General features: G+C 70.3%; 13 protein-coding genes and 2 pseudogenes. 6 read left to right on the top strand and 9 right to left on the bottom strand.

Annotated elements, in window-relative coordinates; all coding sequences use genetic code 11:
• Nucleotides 1-24: 24 nt before the first annotated feature.
• Entirely contained in the window at nucleotides 25-921 is an 897-nt protein-coding gene (locus M1E25_RS19660) for a carbohydrate kinase family protein (RefSeq protein ID WP_251417465.1), read from the top strand.
• Nucleotides 922-1,005: 84 nt separating this feature from the next.
• Here the strand turns inward: M1E25_RS19660 and M1E25_RS19655 are convergent, their stop codons facing one another.
• Nucleotides 1,006-1,458 (bottom strand): spore-associated protein A, encoded by a 453-nt coding sequence (locus M1E25_RS19655; RefSeq protein WP_251417463.1) that lies wholly within the window; start codon nucleotides 1,456-1,458, stop codon nucleotides 1,006-1,008.
• A gap of 242 nt (nucleotides 1,459-1,700) precedes the next feature.
• On the opposite strand from M1E25_RS19655, the gene M1E25_RS19650 reads away from it, so the two are divergent.
• Complete coding sequence (locus tag M1E25_RS19650; RefSeq protein WP_251417461.1) at nucleotides 1,701-1,979, top strand: hypothetical protein; 279 nt, start codon at nucleotides 1,701-1,703, stop codon at nucleotides 1,977-1,979.
• A 199-nt stretch (nucleotides 1,980-2,178) separates the two neighbouring features.
• Here M1E25_RS19650 and M1E25_RS19645 read toward each other — a convergent pair whose 3' ends face one another.
• The 6 genes from M1E25_RS19645 to M1E25_RS19620 form a co-directional block, all read right to left on the bottom strand.
• Nucleotides 2,179-2,847 (bottom strand): ABC transporter permease, encoded by a 669-nt coding sequence (locus M1E25_RS19645; protein ID WP_251417458.1) that lies wholly within the window; start codon nucleotides 2,845-2,847, stop codon nucleotides 2,179-2,181.
• The gene (locus tag M1E25_RS19640; protein WP_251417456.1) at nucleotides 2,847-3,557 is read right to left on the bottom strand and encodes an ABC transporter permease; all 711 of its coding nucleotides are present in this window, start codon (nucleotides 3,555-3,557) and stop codon (nucleotides 2,847-2,849) included. The genes M1E25_RS19645 and M1E25_RS19640 overlap by 1 nt, the downstream gene beginning before the upstream one ends.
• Nucleotides 3,554-4,543 (bottom strand): ABC transporter ATP-binding protein, encoded by a 990-nt coding sequence (locus M1E25_RS19635; protein ID WP_251417454.1) that lies wholly within the window; start codon nucleotides 4,541-4,543, stop codon nucleotides 3,554-3,556. Before M1E25_RS19635 ends, M1E25_RS19640 begins: the two co-directional genes overlap by 4 nt.
• 85 nt (nucleotides 4,544-4,628) lie before the next feature.
• A complete protein-coding gene (locus tag M1E25_RS19630) occupies nucleotides 4,629-5,516 on the bottom strand; it encodes an ABC transporter substrate-binding protein (RefSeq protein ID WP_251417452.1) in 888 nt (295 codons plus the stop codon).
• A 92-nt stretch (nucleotides 5,517-5,608) separates the two neighbouring features.
• Nucleotides 5,609-7,639: a CocE/NonD family hydrolase gene (locus M1E25_RS19625; RefSeq protein WP_251417450.1), complete on the bottom strand. Its 2,031-nt coding sequence runs from the start codon at nucleotides 7,637-7,639 to the stop codon at nucleotides 5,609-5,611.
• 312 nt (nucleotides 7,640-7,951) lie between these two features.
• A complete protein-coding gene (locus M1E25_RS19620; protein WP_251417448.1) occupies nucleotides 7,952-8,434 on the bottom strand; it encodes an Lrp/AsnC family transcriptional regulator in 483 nt (160 codons plus the stop codon).
• Between the two features lie 245 nt (nucleotides 8,435-8,679).
• Here M1E25_RS19620 and M1E25_RS19615 point away from each other — a divergent pair, with 245 nt between their 5' ends.
• The 3 genes and pseudogenes from M1E25_RS19615 (at nucleotide 8,680) to M1E25_RS19610 (ending at nucleotide 12,518) form a co-directional block, all read left to right on the top strand.
• A complete protein-coding gene (locus M1E25_RS19615) occupies nucleotides 8,680-10,167 on the top strand; it encodes an FUSC family protein (protein WP_251417446.1) in 1,488 nt (495 codons plus the stop codon).
• A gap of 284 nt (nucleotides 10,168-10,451) precedes the next feature.
• A pseudogene (locus M1E25_RS25930) lies at nucleotides 10,452-10,556 on the top strand (hypothetical protein); the annotation flags it as partial.
• A 336-nt stretch (nucleotides 10,557-10,892) separates the two neighbouring features.
• Nucleotides 10,893-12,518: a peptide chain release factor 3 gene (locus M1E25_RS19610; protein ID WP_251417444.1), complete on the top strand. Its 1,626-nt coding sequence runs from the start codon at nucleotides 10,893-10,895 to the stop codon at nucleotides 12,516-12,518.
• A 259-nt stretch (nucleotides 12,519-12,777) separates the two neighbouring features.
• On the opposite strand, the gene M1E25_RS19605 is transcribed toward M1E25_RS19610, so the two are convergent.
• Nucleotides 12,778-13,179, bottom strand: coding sequence for a MerR family transcriptional regulator (locus M1E25_RS19605; RefSeq protein WP_251417442.1), 402 nt, complete (start codon nucleotides 13,177-13,179; stop codon nucleotides 12,778-12,780).
• Between the two features lie 388 nt (nucleotides 13,180-13,567).
• On the opposite strand from M1E25_RS19605, the gene M1E25_RS19600 reads away from it, so the two are divergent.
• Nucleotides 13,568-15,070 (top strand): SulP family inorganic anion transporter, encoded by a 1,503-nt coding sequence (locus tag M1E25_RS19600; protein ID WP_251417440.1) that lies wholly within the window; start codon nucleotides 13,568-13,570, stop codon nucleotides 15,068-15,070.
• Between the two features lie 29 nt (nucleotides 15,071-15,099).
• Here M1E25_RS19600 and M1E25_RS25925 read toward each other — a convergent pair.
• Nucleotides 15,100-15,584 (bottom strand): annotated as a pseudogene (locus tag M1E25_RS25925) (transposase family protein); the annotation flags it as partial.

Here is a 15,584-nt window from a genome sequence, read left to right as displayed (position 1 = left end):
GCGGTCCCGAGCGTGAGGAGAACCGTGGCCGAATTCGATGTGTTCGTTGTCGGCGGGGCAGGGATCGACACCGTGGTGCGGGTGCCGGAACTGCCGTTCGCCCTGTGCGATTCGGTCGGGGTCCCCCCGATCGAGTCGTACGTCGCCCACACCGGGAACGGAGTCGCCCTCGGCTGCCACAGGCTGGGTCTGCGCACCCACTTCGCCGATGTGATCGGTGCCGACCCGGAGGGCGACAGGGTGCTCGCCGCCTATGCCGAAGCGGGACTCTCCTTCGACCACCGCACGCATCCCAGCGGCACCCGGCGCAGTGTGAACCTGGTCGATGACCGCGGCCGGCGGCCTTCGTTCTACGACGGGCGGCACCCCTTAGACATGTCGGTCGACCCGGATCTGTACCGTCCTGTGTTCGGCCGCACCCGGCACGTCCACGTATCGATCATGAACTGGGCCCGGCATGCACTGGCCGAAGCCGTCGAGGCGGGCATGTCCACCTCGACCGACCTGCACGACTGGGACGGCCGGAACGACTACCACCGGGACTTCGCCCATGGAGCCGACCTGGTCTTCGTCTCGACCGCGGCGCTCGGGGACCGGGTGGAGGAAACGGCGTTGGGCATCCTCGCCAAGGGCAGGGCCCGTGTGGTGATCGCCACCGCGGGCGGAGAGGGCAGCTACCTCGTTCTGCCGGACCGGCCGGTCGTCCACGTGCCCGTTGCGGCCGTGCCGGGCGGCCGGGTCGTCGACACCAATGGCGCGGGAGACAGCTACGTCGCCGGGTTCCTGTACGCCCATCTGGCCGGGGAGAACTGGGCCTCGTGCGCGAGGGCGGGGTCCGCGGTCGGGGCGTACGCCTGCGCGACAGCAGGTACGCGCACCTCGTTCGTCACCGCGGAAGAACTGGCGCGCATGCGGTCCTGAACGGCACGGAGCCCTGCGGGCGCGAAGGCGCGGCGGCCCGCAGGGCCCGGAGGCGTGGACCGAACGGGGTCCGTCGGACCGTCCTCACCAGCCCTTGGTGACCCGGTGCTCCTTCAGGGAGCCGCAGTTGGACCCGAACGTCCAGGTCTCCTGGTTGGTGATGCCGCCGCCCCAGTCGATGCACATGCCCTTGCCGTAGGCGTACACCGGGCCCGCGTAGGAGTAGTAGGAACCCCAGTCGCTGTTGCCCTCGCCGGACTCCGGCACGTAGAGGTAGGCGAACATGTCGGTCCGCGTGGACGTGTTGTTCTTCTTGGTGACCACGCAGTTGTACCCGTTGGCCGACTTGTAGGTGAGGAACACGGTGCCCTGTGAGCCGATCGGCGCGGAGTTGACCACCGTGTAGCCGGAACCGCATTCACCGTTGTACGTCGCCGCCGCGGTTGCGGCACCTGCCTGCGGTGCGGAGAACGCGGCCAGTGCCGCGGTCGTGGCGAGAACCGCCGCGCCGGCCGTGAGCCTGCGAGAAATGTTCATGTTTCCCCTCCGGTGTTCTGTCGACGCTCTTTCCGCGTCATTGAGAGGACTTACCGGCAGAGCAGACGGTTGCATGCCATAGGCGCGATTTCGCGCCATTCGCCGGTGTTGCCCGTACTGATCGCAGAAAGCGGTGGCGCGCAGGCCCTGCCCGGTGCCGCTTCCTGCGCTGTCCGGGCGAGGAACCGAGGGGGAACGCCCCGATCCTGTCTGGCTCGGCGAGACGAGGGTAGGTGTCGCACATGGCAGTGAAGAAGACTCTCCGTCCCCTCGCCCCCTGGGCCGTGCGGCAGTTGCGCAGGGTCCGCACCGTCTACCTCGGCGGTATCGTCCTGTGGACGCTCGGCCTGGTGCTCGAAGTGTGGCATCGGCCCGGCAGCAGGCAGATGTGGCTGTCCGTCTTCATCCTCGTGGCGTTCGTCGCCCTGCTCTCGGCGACCTCGGTACGCCTGGGGCTGCACAACGCTGCCAGGAAGATCAAGCAGAAGGCCCGTTCTGCCGCCGGGACCCAGGTGACCTGACAGCCCGGTGGTCCGTTCCTGCGGCCTCGTGCCCGCAGGAACGACGTCGGGAGCCGTGTTGTCCGAGGTGACCCGGGCCGGGTGCTGCCGGAGGTGCCTGCGCATGTCCCGGCCGGAGGCCGCCCCGTTCGCCGTGCCCGACGCCTTCGAGACGGCTGCGGGGCGGCACCACGGCGCATTCGACGAGCGGCCCCAGCCGTCACCCGGCTCCTCGGCCCACCCCGGAGACGCGCAGACCCTTCGGCGCCAGCAGCCGCTGCAGCCCCCAGATCAGTCCGTCCGAGACCAGGGCCAGTGCGGCCACCCAGAGGGCGGCGGCGACCACGCCCTCGATTCCGTACGTGGCCTGGCCCAGCACGATGTCGCCGAGCCCGCCGCCGCCGGCCACCGTGGCCAGTGTCGCGGCGGAGATGACGTAGATCACCGCGATCCGGACGCCCGAGAAGAGGACCGGAAGCGCCAGCGGCAACTCCACCCGGAGGAGCACCTGCGCCGGGGTGAGTCCCATGCCGCGGGCCGCCCGGACCGTGTCCGGATCGACCTGGTCGATCGCCAGGTACGTCTGACTCAGGATCGGGGGAACGGCTGTGATGAGCAGGGCCACCGCGATGTTGGTGAAGTTGAGGCCGATGAAACCCAGCCCGATGGCGATGACCGCAAGACTCGGCAGGGCGCGGCCGATGTTCGAGATGCTGGTGGTGAGGAACTCACCACGATGCAGATGTCCCAGGACCAGGCCGGCGGGGACCGAGAGAAGCACCGAGACGGCGATCACGACGGCGCACATCCACACGTGCTGCCCGGTCTTCTCCAGCAGCAGCGGAAACCGTTCCTGCATGAAGGCGAACGATCGGATGAAGGTGTCCATCAGGCGTTCCTCCTGCTGCGTGCCCAGGGTGTGAGCAGCCGGCCCGCGAGCAGCAGCAGTCCGTCCGCGGTCAGCGCCAGCGCGACCGCCAGCGCTCCGGATCCGATGAACAGGGTGTTGAAGGGTGACTGCAGCGCCTTCAGGATGAGAGATCCGAGGCCGGCGTCGATGACGTAGGCCGCGATGGCCACGGTGCCGATGGTCATGACCGTCGTGATCCGCAGTGCGGAGACCAGCGACGGGACGGCCAGCGGCAGTTCGACCCGGAAGAGGATCTGGCGCCGGGTGAGGCCCATGCCCGTAGCCGCCCGGACCGCGTCCTGCGGAACCTCCCGCAGGCCGGTGAGAACCGTCGTGAAGAGCAGATACAGGCTGTAGGCGACGAGCGCGATCTCCACCGTCAGGACGGAGAATCCGGTGACGGGGACGAGCAGCTGGAACAGGGCCAGCGGGGGCACCGTGTAGAGGAACGACGCCACGAAGGACGCCGGTGCCGTGAACCAGCCCTGGAAGTGCGCGAGGACGGCGGCCGCGAGCGCCAGTACGAAGCCGAAGCCCACCGCGAGGACGGTCAGTTCGACGTGTTCGGCGAGAGCGGGCCAGAAGAGGGTCGACCAGTGCGCCGTGAACCAGTCCGTGCAGAAGGACGCGTTGTCTGCCACGCACGGGCTCGGGTCGCCGTAGTCGGGGAGAACGGGCTGATCACTCACGCGGCACCGGCCTTCCGCACGGCGTCCAGCGAGACGGTTCCGAGCCGGGTGTCGTCGGCGCCGCGCACACGGACACGGTCGGTGCCCTGGGCCACCATGAGGGAGAGCGCCGCCCTCAGGGTGGCTTCGGCGGGCAGCTCGGGGAGTCCCGCGGAGTCCTCGCCGGCGGCCGCGGGTTCGAGGTCGGAGAGCCGGAGCAGGGACAGCCGCTTCAGCCCGCGGTCCGCACCGACGAATCGGGCAACGAACGCGTCGGCGGGCTCCTTCAGAAGGGTCCTCGGCTCGTCGTACTGGGCGAGCCGGCCGCCTTCGCGCAGGACCGCGATGCGATCGCCCATCTTCACTGCCTCGTCGATGTCGTGGCTGACGAAGACGACGGTCTTGCGGATGCGGTCGTGCAGGGCCAGGAACTCGTCCTGGACGTGCTCCCGGGTGATCGGATCGAGTGCTCCGAACGGCTCGTCCATCAGCATGACCGGGGGATCGGCGGCGAGTGCGCGGGCAATGCCCACCCGCTGACGCTGGCCGCCGGACAGCTGGGCCGGGTAGCGTCCGCCGAACTCGTTCACGGGCAGTCCGACGAGGTCCAGCAGCTCGGCGACGCGCTCCCGGGTCCTCTTCTTCGCCCAGCCGAGCACCCGGGGCACGGTGGCCACGTTGTCGGCGATCGTCTGGTGCGGGAACAGGCCCGCGCTCTGGATGACGTAGCCGATGGAGCGGCGCAGCTCGATCGGGTCCATGTCGCGGACCGAACGCCCGCCGATGCGGATGTCGCCCCCGGTGGGCTCGGCGAGCCGGTTCACCATCATCAGGGCGGTGGTCTTGCCGCTGCCGGACGGGCCGAGCAGCACGCAGATCTCGCCGGCGGGAACGGTCAGTGACAGGTCGTCGACCGCGGGGGCGGCGGCGCCGGGGTAGGCCTTCACGACCCGGTCGAAGACGATCTCCTGTGCTCCGACAGGTGCAGTGCTGGGGTCCTGGCTCATCGGGGGTGTCTCTCCTGGAACGGGCTGGGGGCGGCGGTGCTCGCGGGGATGCGGGCCGGGCGGCCGGCTCGGTACGGGACGCGCGTCATCGGATCAGGCCATTGGCGCGCAGGAAGGTCTCGGCGACCTCGGACGGGGGCAGCCGTACGACGTCGACGGCGCGGTTCATCTCCCGGACGGCCTGGTCGGTCAGGAGCCCGTTCACCCGGTTCAGCACCTTCTCGAAGCCGGGGCCCTGCTCCTTCAGGACATCCCGGTGCACCACCGGGGCCACGTTCTGGAAGCCGTAGATGCCCTTGGTGTCCTCGAGGATCGTGTAGTCGCCGCGAGCCAGTTGCGGGTCGGTGGTGAACACGTCGGCCGCGTCCACCTGCCCGTTGTCGAGGGCCGGGTACTGAAGCCCGATGTTGAGGCTCTTCACCTCGGTGTCGTCGAGTCCGTACGTCTTGACCATGTGGTGGTAGCCGAGCGGGCCCTCGAGGTTGTCCGGGTACTCGCCGAACACGACGTGCCCGGCCTTCTTCAGGTCGCCGATGGTCTTCAGCCCGTACTTCTTCGCGAATTCGGGCTTCACGCCGACGGCGTTGCGGTTCTGGAACGGCGTCGGGTCCAGCATCGTCAGGCCGCGCGTCTTCTGGAACTCCTTGGCCTTCCGGAAGGTGTCGGCGGCCGAGGGCGGCAGGGTGTCGTCCCCGGCCAGGACCTGCAGGACGACTCCGGTGTACTCGGGATACAGGTCGATCTGCCGGGAGGTGAGGGCGCCGTCGATGATGTTGGTGCTGCCGATGTTGGACTTCAGCTCGACGTCGTAGCCGGCATCCGACAGGGCCTGCTCGTACAACTCGCCGATGATCCACTGCTCGGTGAACTGCTTGGCCCCGATGACGACCGTGGGCCGTCCGCCGGCGTTCGCGGAGCCGCCGGTGCAGCCGGTGAGGACGGCGAGACAGACGAATGCCAGCAGAGCCGACATCACGGCCCTCGGCCGTCGCCGTTCCCCGGCGGGGCCGGCCACGAACGGGGCCGGGGCACGGAACGCGGGGGCCGCCGCGCGGCCGGCGCCCCTCACACCTGGTCCCGGGGGACGGTGAACGACCAGGTTCGCGTGAAGACCTCGCGCTCCCCGGCGCCGGATCCTTCGTGCGCGGTGAGTCGGTTCACCACGCAGAAGTCGCGGACGTCGGCCGTCATGCGGGAGTACGTGACGACCCGTGTCCTCCAGTCGCCCCGGCCCACGGTCTCCTCGCGATCGCACTCGACCACGGCCGACCCCGGGTCGTCCTCCACCAGCCGGAACCGGTTGACGGCCCGGCCGGTACGGGTCAGCCCGTCGGCCCGGTCGGTCACGGTGCCGTCGGCGGAGGTGGAGACGACGGTCTGCTCGCCCGCCACGGGATCCCAGGTCACCTCCCGGGAACCGGGGACGGGCGTGGTGTCGATACTGTGCGGCGGCCCGTCGCGTGGTGGTTCGTACGGCCGCAGCGCCGCCTCCTCGGCCGGTCGCGGCCTGCGCACCGGAAGCGTCAGTGTGCCGAACCCGGGGGCGAGTTCCACGGCCACACGCTCGGGCGACGGCCAGGCCCACGGCCACAGGGACGCGGACACCGATATCCGGATCCGGCTGCCGGGGGCGAAGGCGTGGCCGATGGCGAACAGCGGCACGGTCACCTCGTAGGGGCGGCCCGGCTCCAGCGCGCAGGGTTCTGCGTGACCGTCGCGATGGGTGAGGTTGAGCAGTCCCGTGGTGACGAGGCGGGAGGTGCCGTCGGGGGCGACCTCGCAGAGCCGGACGGCGAGCTGGGCCTGCGGACGGTCGCTGGTGATCCGGAGGGCGACCTCCGGTGCGCCGAGGATCTCCAGCCGTTCGGGGATCGCAGCCCAGGTGACGGTGTGCGACCGGCCGTCGTCGGCGGCCTGGTCCCCGTACTGCCCGGGTATGTCGCCGAACTTGAGGAAGTCGCCGGCGGACGCGCCGACCGCCAGGGGCGAGCGCAGGACGGCAGCTGCCGCCTGCGTCCCGTCGGCGAGCAGGAGCTGCAGCGGCTCGATCCCCGGTGCAGGCCAATCGGGCTCGGACACCCACCGGCCGGGCGAGATCTCGCGGTCGGATCCGACCGGGGAGGGGTCCGGTATCCAGGCCCGCAGCGCGGGGTCATCGGCCACGCCGTTGTCGGCCCCCCTCATCCAGTGGTCGAACCAGCGGACGCACTCGCCCTGGAAGTCCATCGCGGGACCGGGCTCACCCTGGTGCGGGTAGTTGTGGGCCCAAGGGCCGATCAGGCCCTTCACCGGCACCCGCAGGTGCTCCAGCAGGCGGAACACGGAGCCGCGGTACTGGTCGAGCCAGCCGCCGACGGCGAAGACGGGCACGTTGATCGCGGCGTAGTCCTCACAGACCGAGCCGTGCTCCCAGTAGGCGTCGCGCCGTTGGTGGGACAGCCACTCCTCGACGTAGGCGGGGGTGCGCTCCAGGCGGTCGAGCCACTCCTGCCGCCAGCCGTCGCCGAGGACAGCGGGGTCCTGGGGGCGGGCGTTGTAAGCGAGCATCGTCGACGCCCAGGGGAGCATCTCGGAGGCGAGCAGGGAGCCGCCGGCGTAGTGCACGTCGTCCGCGTACCGGTCGTCGGTGGAGCAGACCGTGACGATGCTGCGCAGCTGACGCGGCCGGAGGGCCGCGATCTGGAGACCGTTGAAGCCGCCCCAGGACTTGCCGATGATCGACACCTGTCCGTCCGACCAGTGCTGCTTCTCGATCCAGTCCAGGACTTCGAGTGCGTCGGCGAGTTCGGTGGGGTGGTACTCGTCGAGCATCACACCGTCGGAGTCACCGCTGCCTCGGCAGTCGACGCGCACCGATGCGTAGCCGGCCTGGGCGAAGCGCGGGTGCAGCGTCACGTCGCGCGCAGCGGTCCCGTCGTTCTTGCGGTAGGGGATGTACTCGAGAACGGCCGGGACCGGTTCCTCCGCGTCGGCCGGGAGCCACACGCGTGCGGCGAGCCGGGTGCCGTCGGCCAGCGGTATCCAGACGTGGCGCAGGACGCGAACCGGTCGCCGGTCGGCGTTGTTTGCGGAGGGGAAGGTTCCGGCGTTGCTCATGGGGCGGGACCCTAGACGAGCACTGCGCCACCGCGTGTCCCCGATGTCCGGATGACGTGTTGTTGCGTGCGGTGAACAACAACACAGGAATAGGTGATCACTTCACGGGTATAGCTTTCCCGTTTCGCGCCCCGGACGCCGTCGCCGGCAGATCGGGGCGCCCTGTCCCGCAGGGCATCGCCGAACGGCCACGGCGATGGGCGGTCTCTGCGGAGAATGCCGGCGCCCCGTCACGTCGCAGGCCTTTGCTGTTCGGAGGCAGGAGGCCCTGCCGCAGAGCGTTCTCGGCCCCGGGGCACGGAAGCGGGCCGCTCACCCGGCCGCTGCGGCCCGGCCCACCGACCGGACGAGCGGCAGCACGCGGTACGGCACGCGTTCGCGCAGGGCGACCTCGGTGCGGGTCCGGACCACGCCCGGCAGTTGGATGAGCGTCTGGACGACGTCCTCCAGGTGCCCCGCGTCCCGGGCCGCCACCCGGGTCATCAGGTCTCCGCCTCCGGTGATGGAGAAGGCCTCGATGATCTCCGGGACGGCGGCCAGCCCGTCTCCCACGTCGTCGAGGTGTCCCTGGGTCACCTCGATGTGCACGAAGGCCAGCACGGGATGGCCCATGGCGGCGGGGGAGAGGTGCGGGCCGGAGCCGGTGATCACGCCGTCACGTTCGAGCCGGTCGAGCCGCGCCTGAAGGGTGCCGCGGGCGATCCCGAGGATCCGGGCGTACTCGCGCACGCTCGTCCGCGGCCGTTCCAGGAGCAGCGTCAGAATGCGTGCGTCGAGCGCGTCCACAGCAGTCATGAGCCAACGGCCTCCTCGCGATGGAACAGCACGCCGCCTACTGTACCAATGGCACACCCGAGAATGGTCCAGTTGAGCCATTGACAGAGCAAGTGCTTGACTGGGATGCAGATGGCGTTGCGCTGGGCTGCGCCGGACGCGGCGACGACGCCGGTCCGGACCCTCGCAGCGCCTTTGTCGTGCCGACGCGCGGTGAGCGTGCGGCCCACGGACCGACCAGGAGGGGGACCACCGGAGTGAAGAGGATGTTCGTGGCACCGGACCCGGGGCTGCAGCGCCTGCGTGTCTCGGGGCGTGCGGTCCTGGGCATCGGCCTGGCCGTCGCCGCCGCGTCGCTGTCCGGCCTGTCCCTGCGGGCCTGCGTCACCGGCGGACTCGCCGCGCTGCTCGCCCTCTTCACCGTCACCGATGCCACCCGCTCCCGGCAGGCGCTCACCACGGCCCTGCTCCCCCTGGCGGGGCTGCCCCTCATCGCCCTGGCCGCGGAACTGCACGCCGACCCGCTGCTGCGCGACGCCGCGTTCCTCGGTGTCGTCTTCTGCGGCGGCTACGCCCGGAGATGGGGACCACGCGGTCACGCGCTCGGGATCTTCGCCTTCATGATGTTCTTCGCCGCGCAGTTCCTCCACGCCGACACCCGCATGCTCCCCGAGTTGGCCCTGGCCGTGGCGCTGGCCATGGTGGCGTCCTCGGCGGTCCGCTTCGTGCTGTGGCCCGTAGAGCGGCGCACCCCCGTCCCGCCGGCGCCCGCTCTGCCCGCCGGCCGCGGCCTGGCCGCCCCCACCACGCGGCAGGCCGTCCAGGTCACCGCAGCCTGCACGCTCGCCCTCGCCGCCGGGCAGCTCCTCTCCCACGAACGCTGGTACTGGGCGGTGGGAGCGGCCTGGTGGATCTTCGTCAACACCTCGTCGCGGGGCGAGACGCTGGTGCGCGGATTCCGCCGCGTGCTGGGCACCCTCGGCGGAATTCCGGTAGGCCTCCTGCTCGCCGTGCCGCTCCACGGTGCCGTGACACCCACCGCGGTGCTGACGGCCGTCTGTGTGGCAGGAATCTTCTACACAGCCCCGCTCTCCTACAGCTGGATGATGTTCTTCGTGACCGTCATGGTCGGACTCCTCTACGGCCTGCTCGGGGTCCTCCATCCCGGCATGCTCGTCCTGCGCATCGAGGAGACCGCGGTCGGAGCCCTCGCCGCCGGCCTCGCCGTGGCCGTGGTGCTGCCGGTGACGACCCATGCCACCACCGACGCATGGATCCAGCGGGCGCTGCGCTGCGTGTCCGACTGCACCTCCGAGGCCGCTGCGCGCCTCGCGGGCTCCCCGACCGCCGACCCGGCTGCGCGTACAGCCGAGCTGGAACTGCTGCTCGGCAGGGTTCGGCTCTCGCTCGCTCCCCTGCTGCACCCGCTCAGCCCGCTGCGGGCCCGCAAGGCACGCGCCCGCCGGGTGGCCGAACTGCTCGACGTCTGCGCCCGCGAGGTGCACGGTCTGGCCTCCGTCGCCGCCGATCCGGACGCCTCGCACGATGCGCGGCTGGCCGCCGCCTGCTGGCGTGTCGAAGCCGCGGTCGGGGCCCTGACCACGCCGGACGCCGAACCCCGGGCGATCGGTGCCGCCCCCGGGTCGTGCGACACCGAGCCGGCACTCGCCCACCTCCACGGCCTGGAACGCGCACTCACCGACCTCGCGGCGCCTTTGACGAGTTCCCCGCGCCCACCGCTGGTCGGAGCCTGACCGACCGCCGGTGGTGCCGCCCGGTCGCCGGGGCGCACGGGCAGCGCCGGGGTGCCCCGGCCGTGTGCGCATGGCGCGGACCGTACGGCGCAGCAGGCAGCCGTGCTCACCGTTCCCGGCCGTGAGAGGCCGGTGGCGTCGCGTCGGAAGGAGCGACGCTCCCGGGCGGGCCGGCCGCAGGTGTCTCCCGGCGCCTGCGACCTTGGAAATTTACCCTGACGGGTAGATTTGACGACGGCGCGGCGCGCTTTGCATGACGTGGATCCGACGCGCGGGGTGGTGGCATGGGGGCAGGGACTCGTGCAGATCGGCGAGGTGGCCGCGCGGACCGGGCGCCACTGCGCACCATCCGTCACTACGAGGACGTCGGCATCGTCGGCCCCAGTAGGCGGAGCAGCGGCGGTTCGCGCCTCTACACTGAGGCGGACGCCCGCCTGGGGCCGGTGCGACGGATGCGCCCCTCGGCCCCTGCCCGGAGGCCGCGCGCTCGCTGCTGGAAGCGTCGGAGAAGCTGCCCGACTCGGGCGGGCCCGGCGCGCCCGACGGTGATCGGGCCCACGAGGAACTGGTGGGGACGCTGCGCGAGCACTGGCAGGAAACCGACACGCGCTGTGGAGACCTTCGCCAGGAACCTGCATGCGCGGAGGAATTCGCCCGCCACCTGCACGGACACGGACATCCCGCCCCCTCGCCCACCTGCCCCAGGCAGTGGAAGGAACCTCCCGATGAGTACGACCACCCTGCCCGCCGTCCACGTGGCGGCCGCCGAGCAGGCTGCCCGCCGGCGAACCTTTGCAGTGATCAGCCACCCGGATGCGGGCAAGTCGACCCTGACCGAGGCGCTGGCCCTGCACGCCCGGGCGATCACCGAGGCGGGCGCCGTGCACGGCAAGACAGGGCGGCGCAGTGTCGCCTCGGACTGGATGGAGATGGAGAGGTCCCGCGGGATCTCGGTGACCTCGGCCGTGCTGCAGTTCGCCTACCGCGACTGCGTGCTCAATCTGCTGGACACCCCCGGACACGCCGACTTCTCGGAGGACACCTACCGGGTCCTGGCGGCGGTCGACTGCGCGATCATGCTCGTCGACGCGGCCAAGGGCCTGGAGGAGCAGACCCGCAAACTCTTCGACGTCTGCCGGCACCGCGGTATCCCCGTCATCACCTTCGTGAACAAGTGGGACCGGCCGGGCCGTGACGCACTGGAACTGCTCGACGAGATCGAGCGCGAGTTCCGGCTCAAGCCGACCCCGGTCACCTGGCCCGTCGGCATCGCCGGACATCTTCGCGGGCTGATGGACGTGCGGCACCCCGACCGCATGCTCCGCTACACACGGGCTCCCGGCGGAGCACACGCGGCGCTGGAGGAGACGATCACGGCCGATCAGGCCGCTGATCAGGAAGGCGCGGACTGGTCGCAGGCCGTGGAGGAGGTGGAACTGCTCGGGGCCGACGCTGCCGTACACGAAGCCGATTCGTTCCTGGCCGGGCGGTCGACTCCGGTGTTCTTCGGTGCGGCCATGCCGAACATCGGGGTGCGGCTGCTGCTCGACGCGGTGGTGGATCTGGCGCCGCCGCCCGCCGCGAGGCCGCTGGAGACGGGCGGCGACCGTCCGGTGGACGCGCCGTTCTCCGGGCTGGTGTTCAAGGTGCAGGCCAACATGGATCCCTCGCACCGCGACCGGATTGCGTTCCTGCGCGTCTGCTCGGGGGTTTTCCGGCGGGGCATGACCGTGACCCGTGCGGCGAGCGGGAAGCCGTTCTCCACCAAGTACGCGCACAGTGTCTTCGGGCAGGACCGGTCCATGGTCGAGACTGCCTACCCCGGGGATGTCGTCGGGCTGGTGAACGCCGCCTCCCTGCGGGTGGGTGACACCCTCTACGCAGAGCGTCCCGCCGAGTTTCCGGGCATGCCGACGTTCGCCCCCGAGCACTTTGCCGTCGTCCGTCCGGTGGACATCGGCCGCTCGAAGCAGTTCCGCCGGGGCATCGCCCAACTGGACGAGGAGGGCGTGGTCCAGGTGCTCGCATCGGATCTGCGCGGGGAACAGGCGCCGGTGCTGGCCGCGGTCGGGCCGATGCAGTTCGACGTCGTGATCCACCGGATGGAGGGTGAATTCGCTGCTCCTGTACGGCTGGAGCCGCTCCCGTACCGTCTGGCCCGGCTCACCGACGCATCCGGAGGCGAGGCGCTCAACCGCTCCCGGATCGTCAGGGGGGAGTCTCTCGTGCGAAGCCGGGACAAGGCCGTGCTGGCCCTATTTCCGGACCGGTGGCAGGCCAATTCGTTCCAGCGCGCGTTTCCGGATGCCCTTCTGGAACATCTGATCGCGGCCCACGACGGCGTGGTGTGAAAGTCCCGTCTGGCTTGCGGCGCCTGGCACGCACATCCGCTGCGTTGTCGAGTCGTCCGAGTAGCCCACTACGAGGCCGACTCTCCGCCTTGCGGCTGCACGCACCCGACGCCGCAAGCCCCGCCCCAGGGGCGGACGACACTACTTTCAGACCCCGGAGGGGCGGCGCCGAGCGCTGCGGGCGGCCGGTCGCAGGGGCCTGCCGGCGTCCGGTTGCGCCGCGCCGGCACTCGGCGCAACCGGACGGGTCGACGAGGTCTCAGGTGCGCGTGTCGAATCTGCGCCGCAGCGTCGCGGCGAAGTCCTCGGCGGCCATCAACCGGGCGCGTAGCGTCTCGCAGCGCGCGTCGGCCACCTTGCGATAGGCGTCCAGTCGCTCGCGGAGACGCTCGCGTTCTGCGGCGCTCGGGTGGTCGTCCGTGGCGGAGAGCCGGTCGGTGATCTCCAGCAAATCCCGCATCTCCTCCAGGGAGAAGTCCAGCGGCTTCATCCGGCGGATCACCATGAGGCGCTCGACGTCGGTGTCGGTGTACAGCCGGAAACCGCCCTTGCTGCGGGCCGACGGGATCACGAGGCCGACGTCCTCGTAGTGGCGGATCGTGCGCAACGACAGCCCGGTCCGCTCGGCCACCTCGCCGATCTGCATCTGCCGTTCAGCCATCGCCGCGTGCTCTCCTTCTATTTCTGCCCTTTTTCGAGTGGGACGCGCCGAAGTGCGGCGAATCACAGGCCATCCAGGCCTCCTGGCCTGTGATGCGCATCCGATCCGTCAGCTTCTTCCCTAACGTCAGGGTAGAGTCTGCCGTGCGGGCCGGCCCGCACCGTCGCCGCGGATCCGGACCGGGCCCACGGCGCCCCCCACACGCTTTCGGGCAATGATGCCCGATCGGCAGTCTGCCCCGGCTCCTGGAGTCGGCACCACGAGACGCCGTCACCGGCAGGCCCCCGCCGTGGGGCGGCTGGGCCGCCCCACGTTCCGCACCCTGCCGGAGCAGAGCACGACGCGCATGTGTCCAGCCGACGTGTGCGCCCGAACGGAAAACGGTTGCATGTCCTCACCGCAGTCCGCAGTCCCCAAGCCGCGCCTGACGCGCCCGGAGTGGCTCGCCTCGCCGCAGATCTTGCGCACGGAGGTGCTGGCCGGCCTCGTGGTTGCTCTCGCACTGATTCCCGAGGCGATCTCGTTCTCGATCATCGCCGGGGTCGATCCCAGCGTCGGGTTGTTCGCCTCCTTCACCATGGCCGTCGTCATCTCCGTCGTCGGCGGCCGCAAGGCGATGATCTCCGCGGCCACCGGCGCCATCGCCCTGGTCATCGCTCCGCTCAACCACGAGTACGGGCTCGGCCACCTCGTCGCCGCCGTCATCCTCGGCGGCCTGATGCAGGTCGCGCTCGGGGCGCTCGGCGTCGCGAAGCTGATGCGGTTCGTGCCGCGCAGCGTGATGGTGGGCTTCGTCAACGCCCTTGCCGTCCTGATCTTCCTGGCCCAGGTGCCCGAGATGCAGAACGTCCCCTGGGCGGTGTACCCGCTGATCCTCGGGGGCCTGGCGCTGATGGTGCTGTTCCCGCGGATCACCCGGACCGTCCCCGCGCCGCTGGTCTCCATCGTCATCCTGACCGTCATCACGGTGGGTGCGGGCATCGCGGTGCCCACGGTCGGCGACAAGGGCGACCTGCCCTCCTCGCTGCCGGTGCCGGGCCTCCCGGACGTGCCGTTCACGCTGGACACGCTGACCACCATCGCCCCGTACGCCTTCGCATTCGCGCTGGTCGGTCTGATGGAGTCGCTGATGACGGCCAAGCTGGTGGACGACATCACCGACACGCACTCCAGCAAGACCCGTGAGTCCGTCGGGCAGGGGATCGCCAATGTTGTCACCGGCTTCTTCGGCGGCATGGGCGGCTGCGCGATGATCGGGCAGACCATGATCAACGTGAAGACGTCCGGTGCCCGCACCCGGCTGTCCACCTTCCTGGCCGGCTCCTTCCTCATGGTACTGTGCATCGTCTTCGGGCCGGTCGTTTCCGACATTCCGATGGCGGCCCTGGTCGCGGTGATGATCCTGGTCTCCTTCGGGACGTTCGACTGGCATTCCGTCCGGCCGAAGACCCTGAAGCGCATGCCCCTGGGCGAGACCACGGTCATGGCAGTGACCGTGGCGTGTGTCGTGGCCACGCACAACCTTGCGGTCGGAGTCGTCGCCGGCTCCATCACCGCGGTGGTCATCTTCGCCAAGCGGGTCGCTCACCTCGCCGAGGTTTCCGGGGTCCTGGACCCCGACGGCACGCAGGTTGTCTACGCGGTCACCGGTGAGCTCTTCTTCGCCTCCAGCAACGACCTCGTCCACCAGTTCGACTACAAGGACGACCCCGAGGACGTCGTCATCGACCTGACCGACGCGCACATCTGGGACGCTTCCTCGGTCGCCGCGCTGGACGCCATCGAGACCAAGTACGCCGAACGCGGCAAGAAGGCCACGATCGTCGGCCTCAACCAGCGGAGTGCCCGGATGCACGGCAAGCTCAGCGGCGAGTTCGCCGGCAACCACTGATCGTCCGGAATCATGGCGCTATACCGTTCCTAAACAGTGTCCAGGAGTGGGTCTTGTACCCACGTCCTGGAACTGCGCGCATCCCGAACGGTGTTGGATGTGCTGGTTTCCCGCGTTCTCGTTGTCGCCGCCCGGCGGCGTGCATCGTGTGCACGGTCCGTGACGGGTGGGCGGGATTCCTCACGCCCTCGGGTACCACGGTCGGCCTGGACGGTCCGATACCCAGCACCATCACTCCGGTGATGCTGGGGCGGTGCCGTCCGTCGCCGGATCGGATGGCCGAGGGCGCGCCTGCCGATCGCCACCGAAGCAGCATCATGGCGAGTCATGGCGCGAGTGTTGCCGGTGAGGGGCTTGCGCCAGTGTTCATGGCCCCATATGGAGGTGTACGCGGGGTCGACGGCCACGATGCTCAGCCCGTGCTCGCAGGCCATGGAGATGATGCGGGCCTTGAGCTTGCCGGTGGGCATGCCGGAGATGAGCCGGCGGGAAGCGGGTTGCGTCCTTGGAAGTG

The sequence above is a fragment of the Streptomyces meridianus genome (genome assembly GCF_023703325.1).
Taxonomy (GTDB): Bacteria; Actinomycetota; Actinomycetes; order Streptomycetales; family Streptomycetaceae; genus Streptomyces; species Streptomyces meridianus.
The sequence above is the reverse complement of the archived record's forward strand: the minus strand, read 5'-3'. Positions and strand labels throughout refer to the sequence as shown.

Bases quoted from the DNA above. Each gene is read 5' to 3' on its own strand.
- M1E25_RS19655 (WP_251417463.1), bottom strand. From the start codon at position 1,458: ATGAACATTTCTCGCAGGCTCACGGCCGGCGCGGCGGTTCTCGCCACG.
- M1E25_RS19650 (WP_251417461.1), top strand. From the start codon at position 1,701: ATGGCAGTGAAGAAGACTCTCCGTCCCCTCGCCCCCTGGGCCGTGCGG.
- M1E25_RS19645 (WP_251417458.1), bottom strand. From the start codon at position 2,847: ATGGACACCTTCATCCGATCGTTCGCCTTCATGCAGGAACGGTTTCCG.
- M1E25_RS19635 (WP_251417454.1), bottom strand. From the start codon at position 4,543: ATGAGCCAGGACCCCAGCACTGCACCTGTCGGAGCACAGGAGATCGTC.
- M1E25_RS19630 (WP_251417452.1), bottom strand. From the start codon at position 5,516: ATGTCGGCTCTGCTGGCATTCGTCTGTCTCGCCGTCCTCACCGGCTGC.
- M1E25_RS19625 (WP_251417450.1), bottom strand. From the start codon at position 7,639: ATGAGCAACGCCGGAACCTTCCCCTCCGCAAACAACGCCGACCGGCGA.
- M1E25_RS19620 (WP_251417448.1), bottom strand. From the start codon at position 8,434: ATGACTGCTGTGGACGCGCTCGACGCACGCATTCTGACGCTGCTCCTG.
- M1E25_RS19615 (WP_251417446.1), top strand. From the start codon at position 8,680: ATGTTCGTGGCACCGGACCCGGGGCTGCAGCGCCTGCGTGTCTCGGGG.
- M1E25_RS19610 (WP_251417444.1), top strand. From the start codon at position 10,893: ATGAGTACGACCACCCTGCCCGCCGTCCACGTGGCGGCCGCCGAGCAG.
- M1E25_RS19605 (WP_251417442.1), bottom strand. From the start codon at position 13,179: ATGGCTGAACGGCAGATGCAGATCGGCGAGGTGGCCGAGCGGACCGGG.
- M1E25_RS19600 (WP_251417440.1), top strand. From the start codon at position 13,568: ATGTCCTCACCGCAGTCCGCAGTCCCCAAGCCGCGCCTGACGCGCCCG.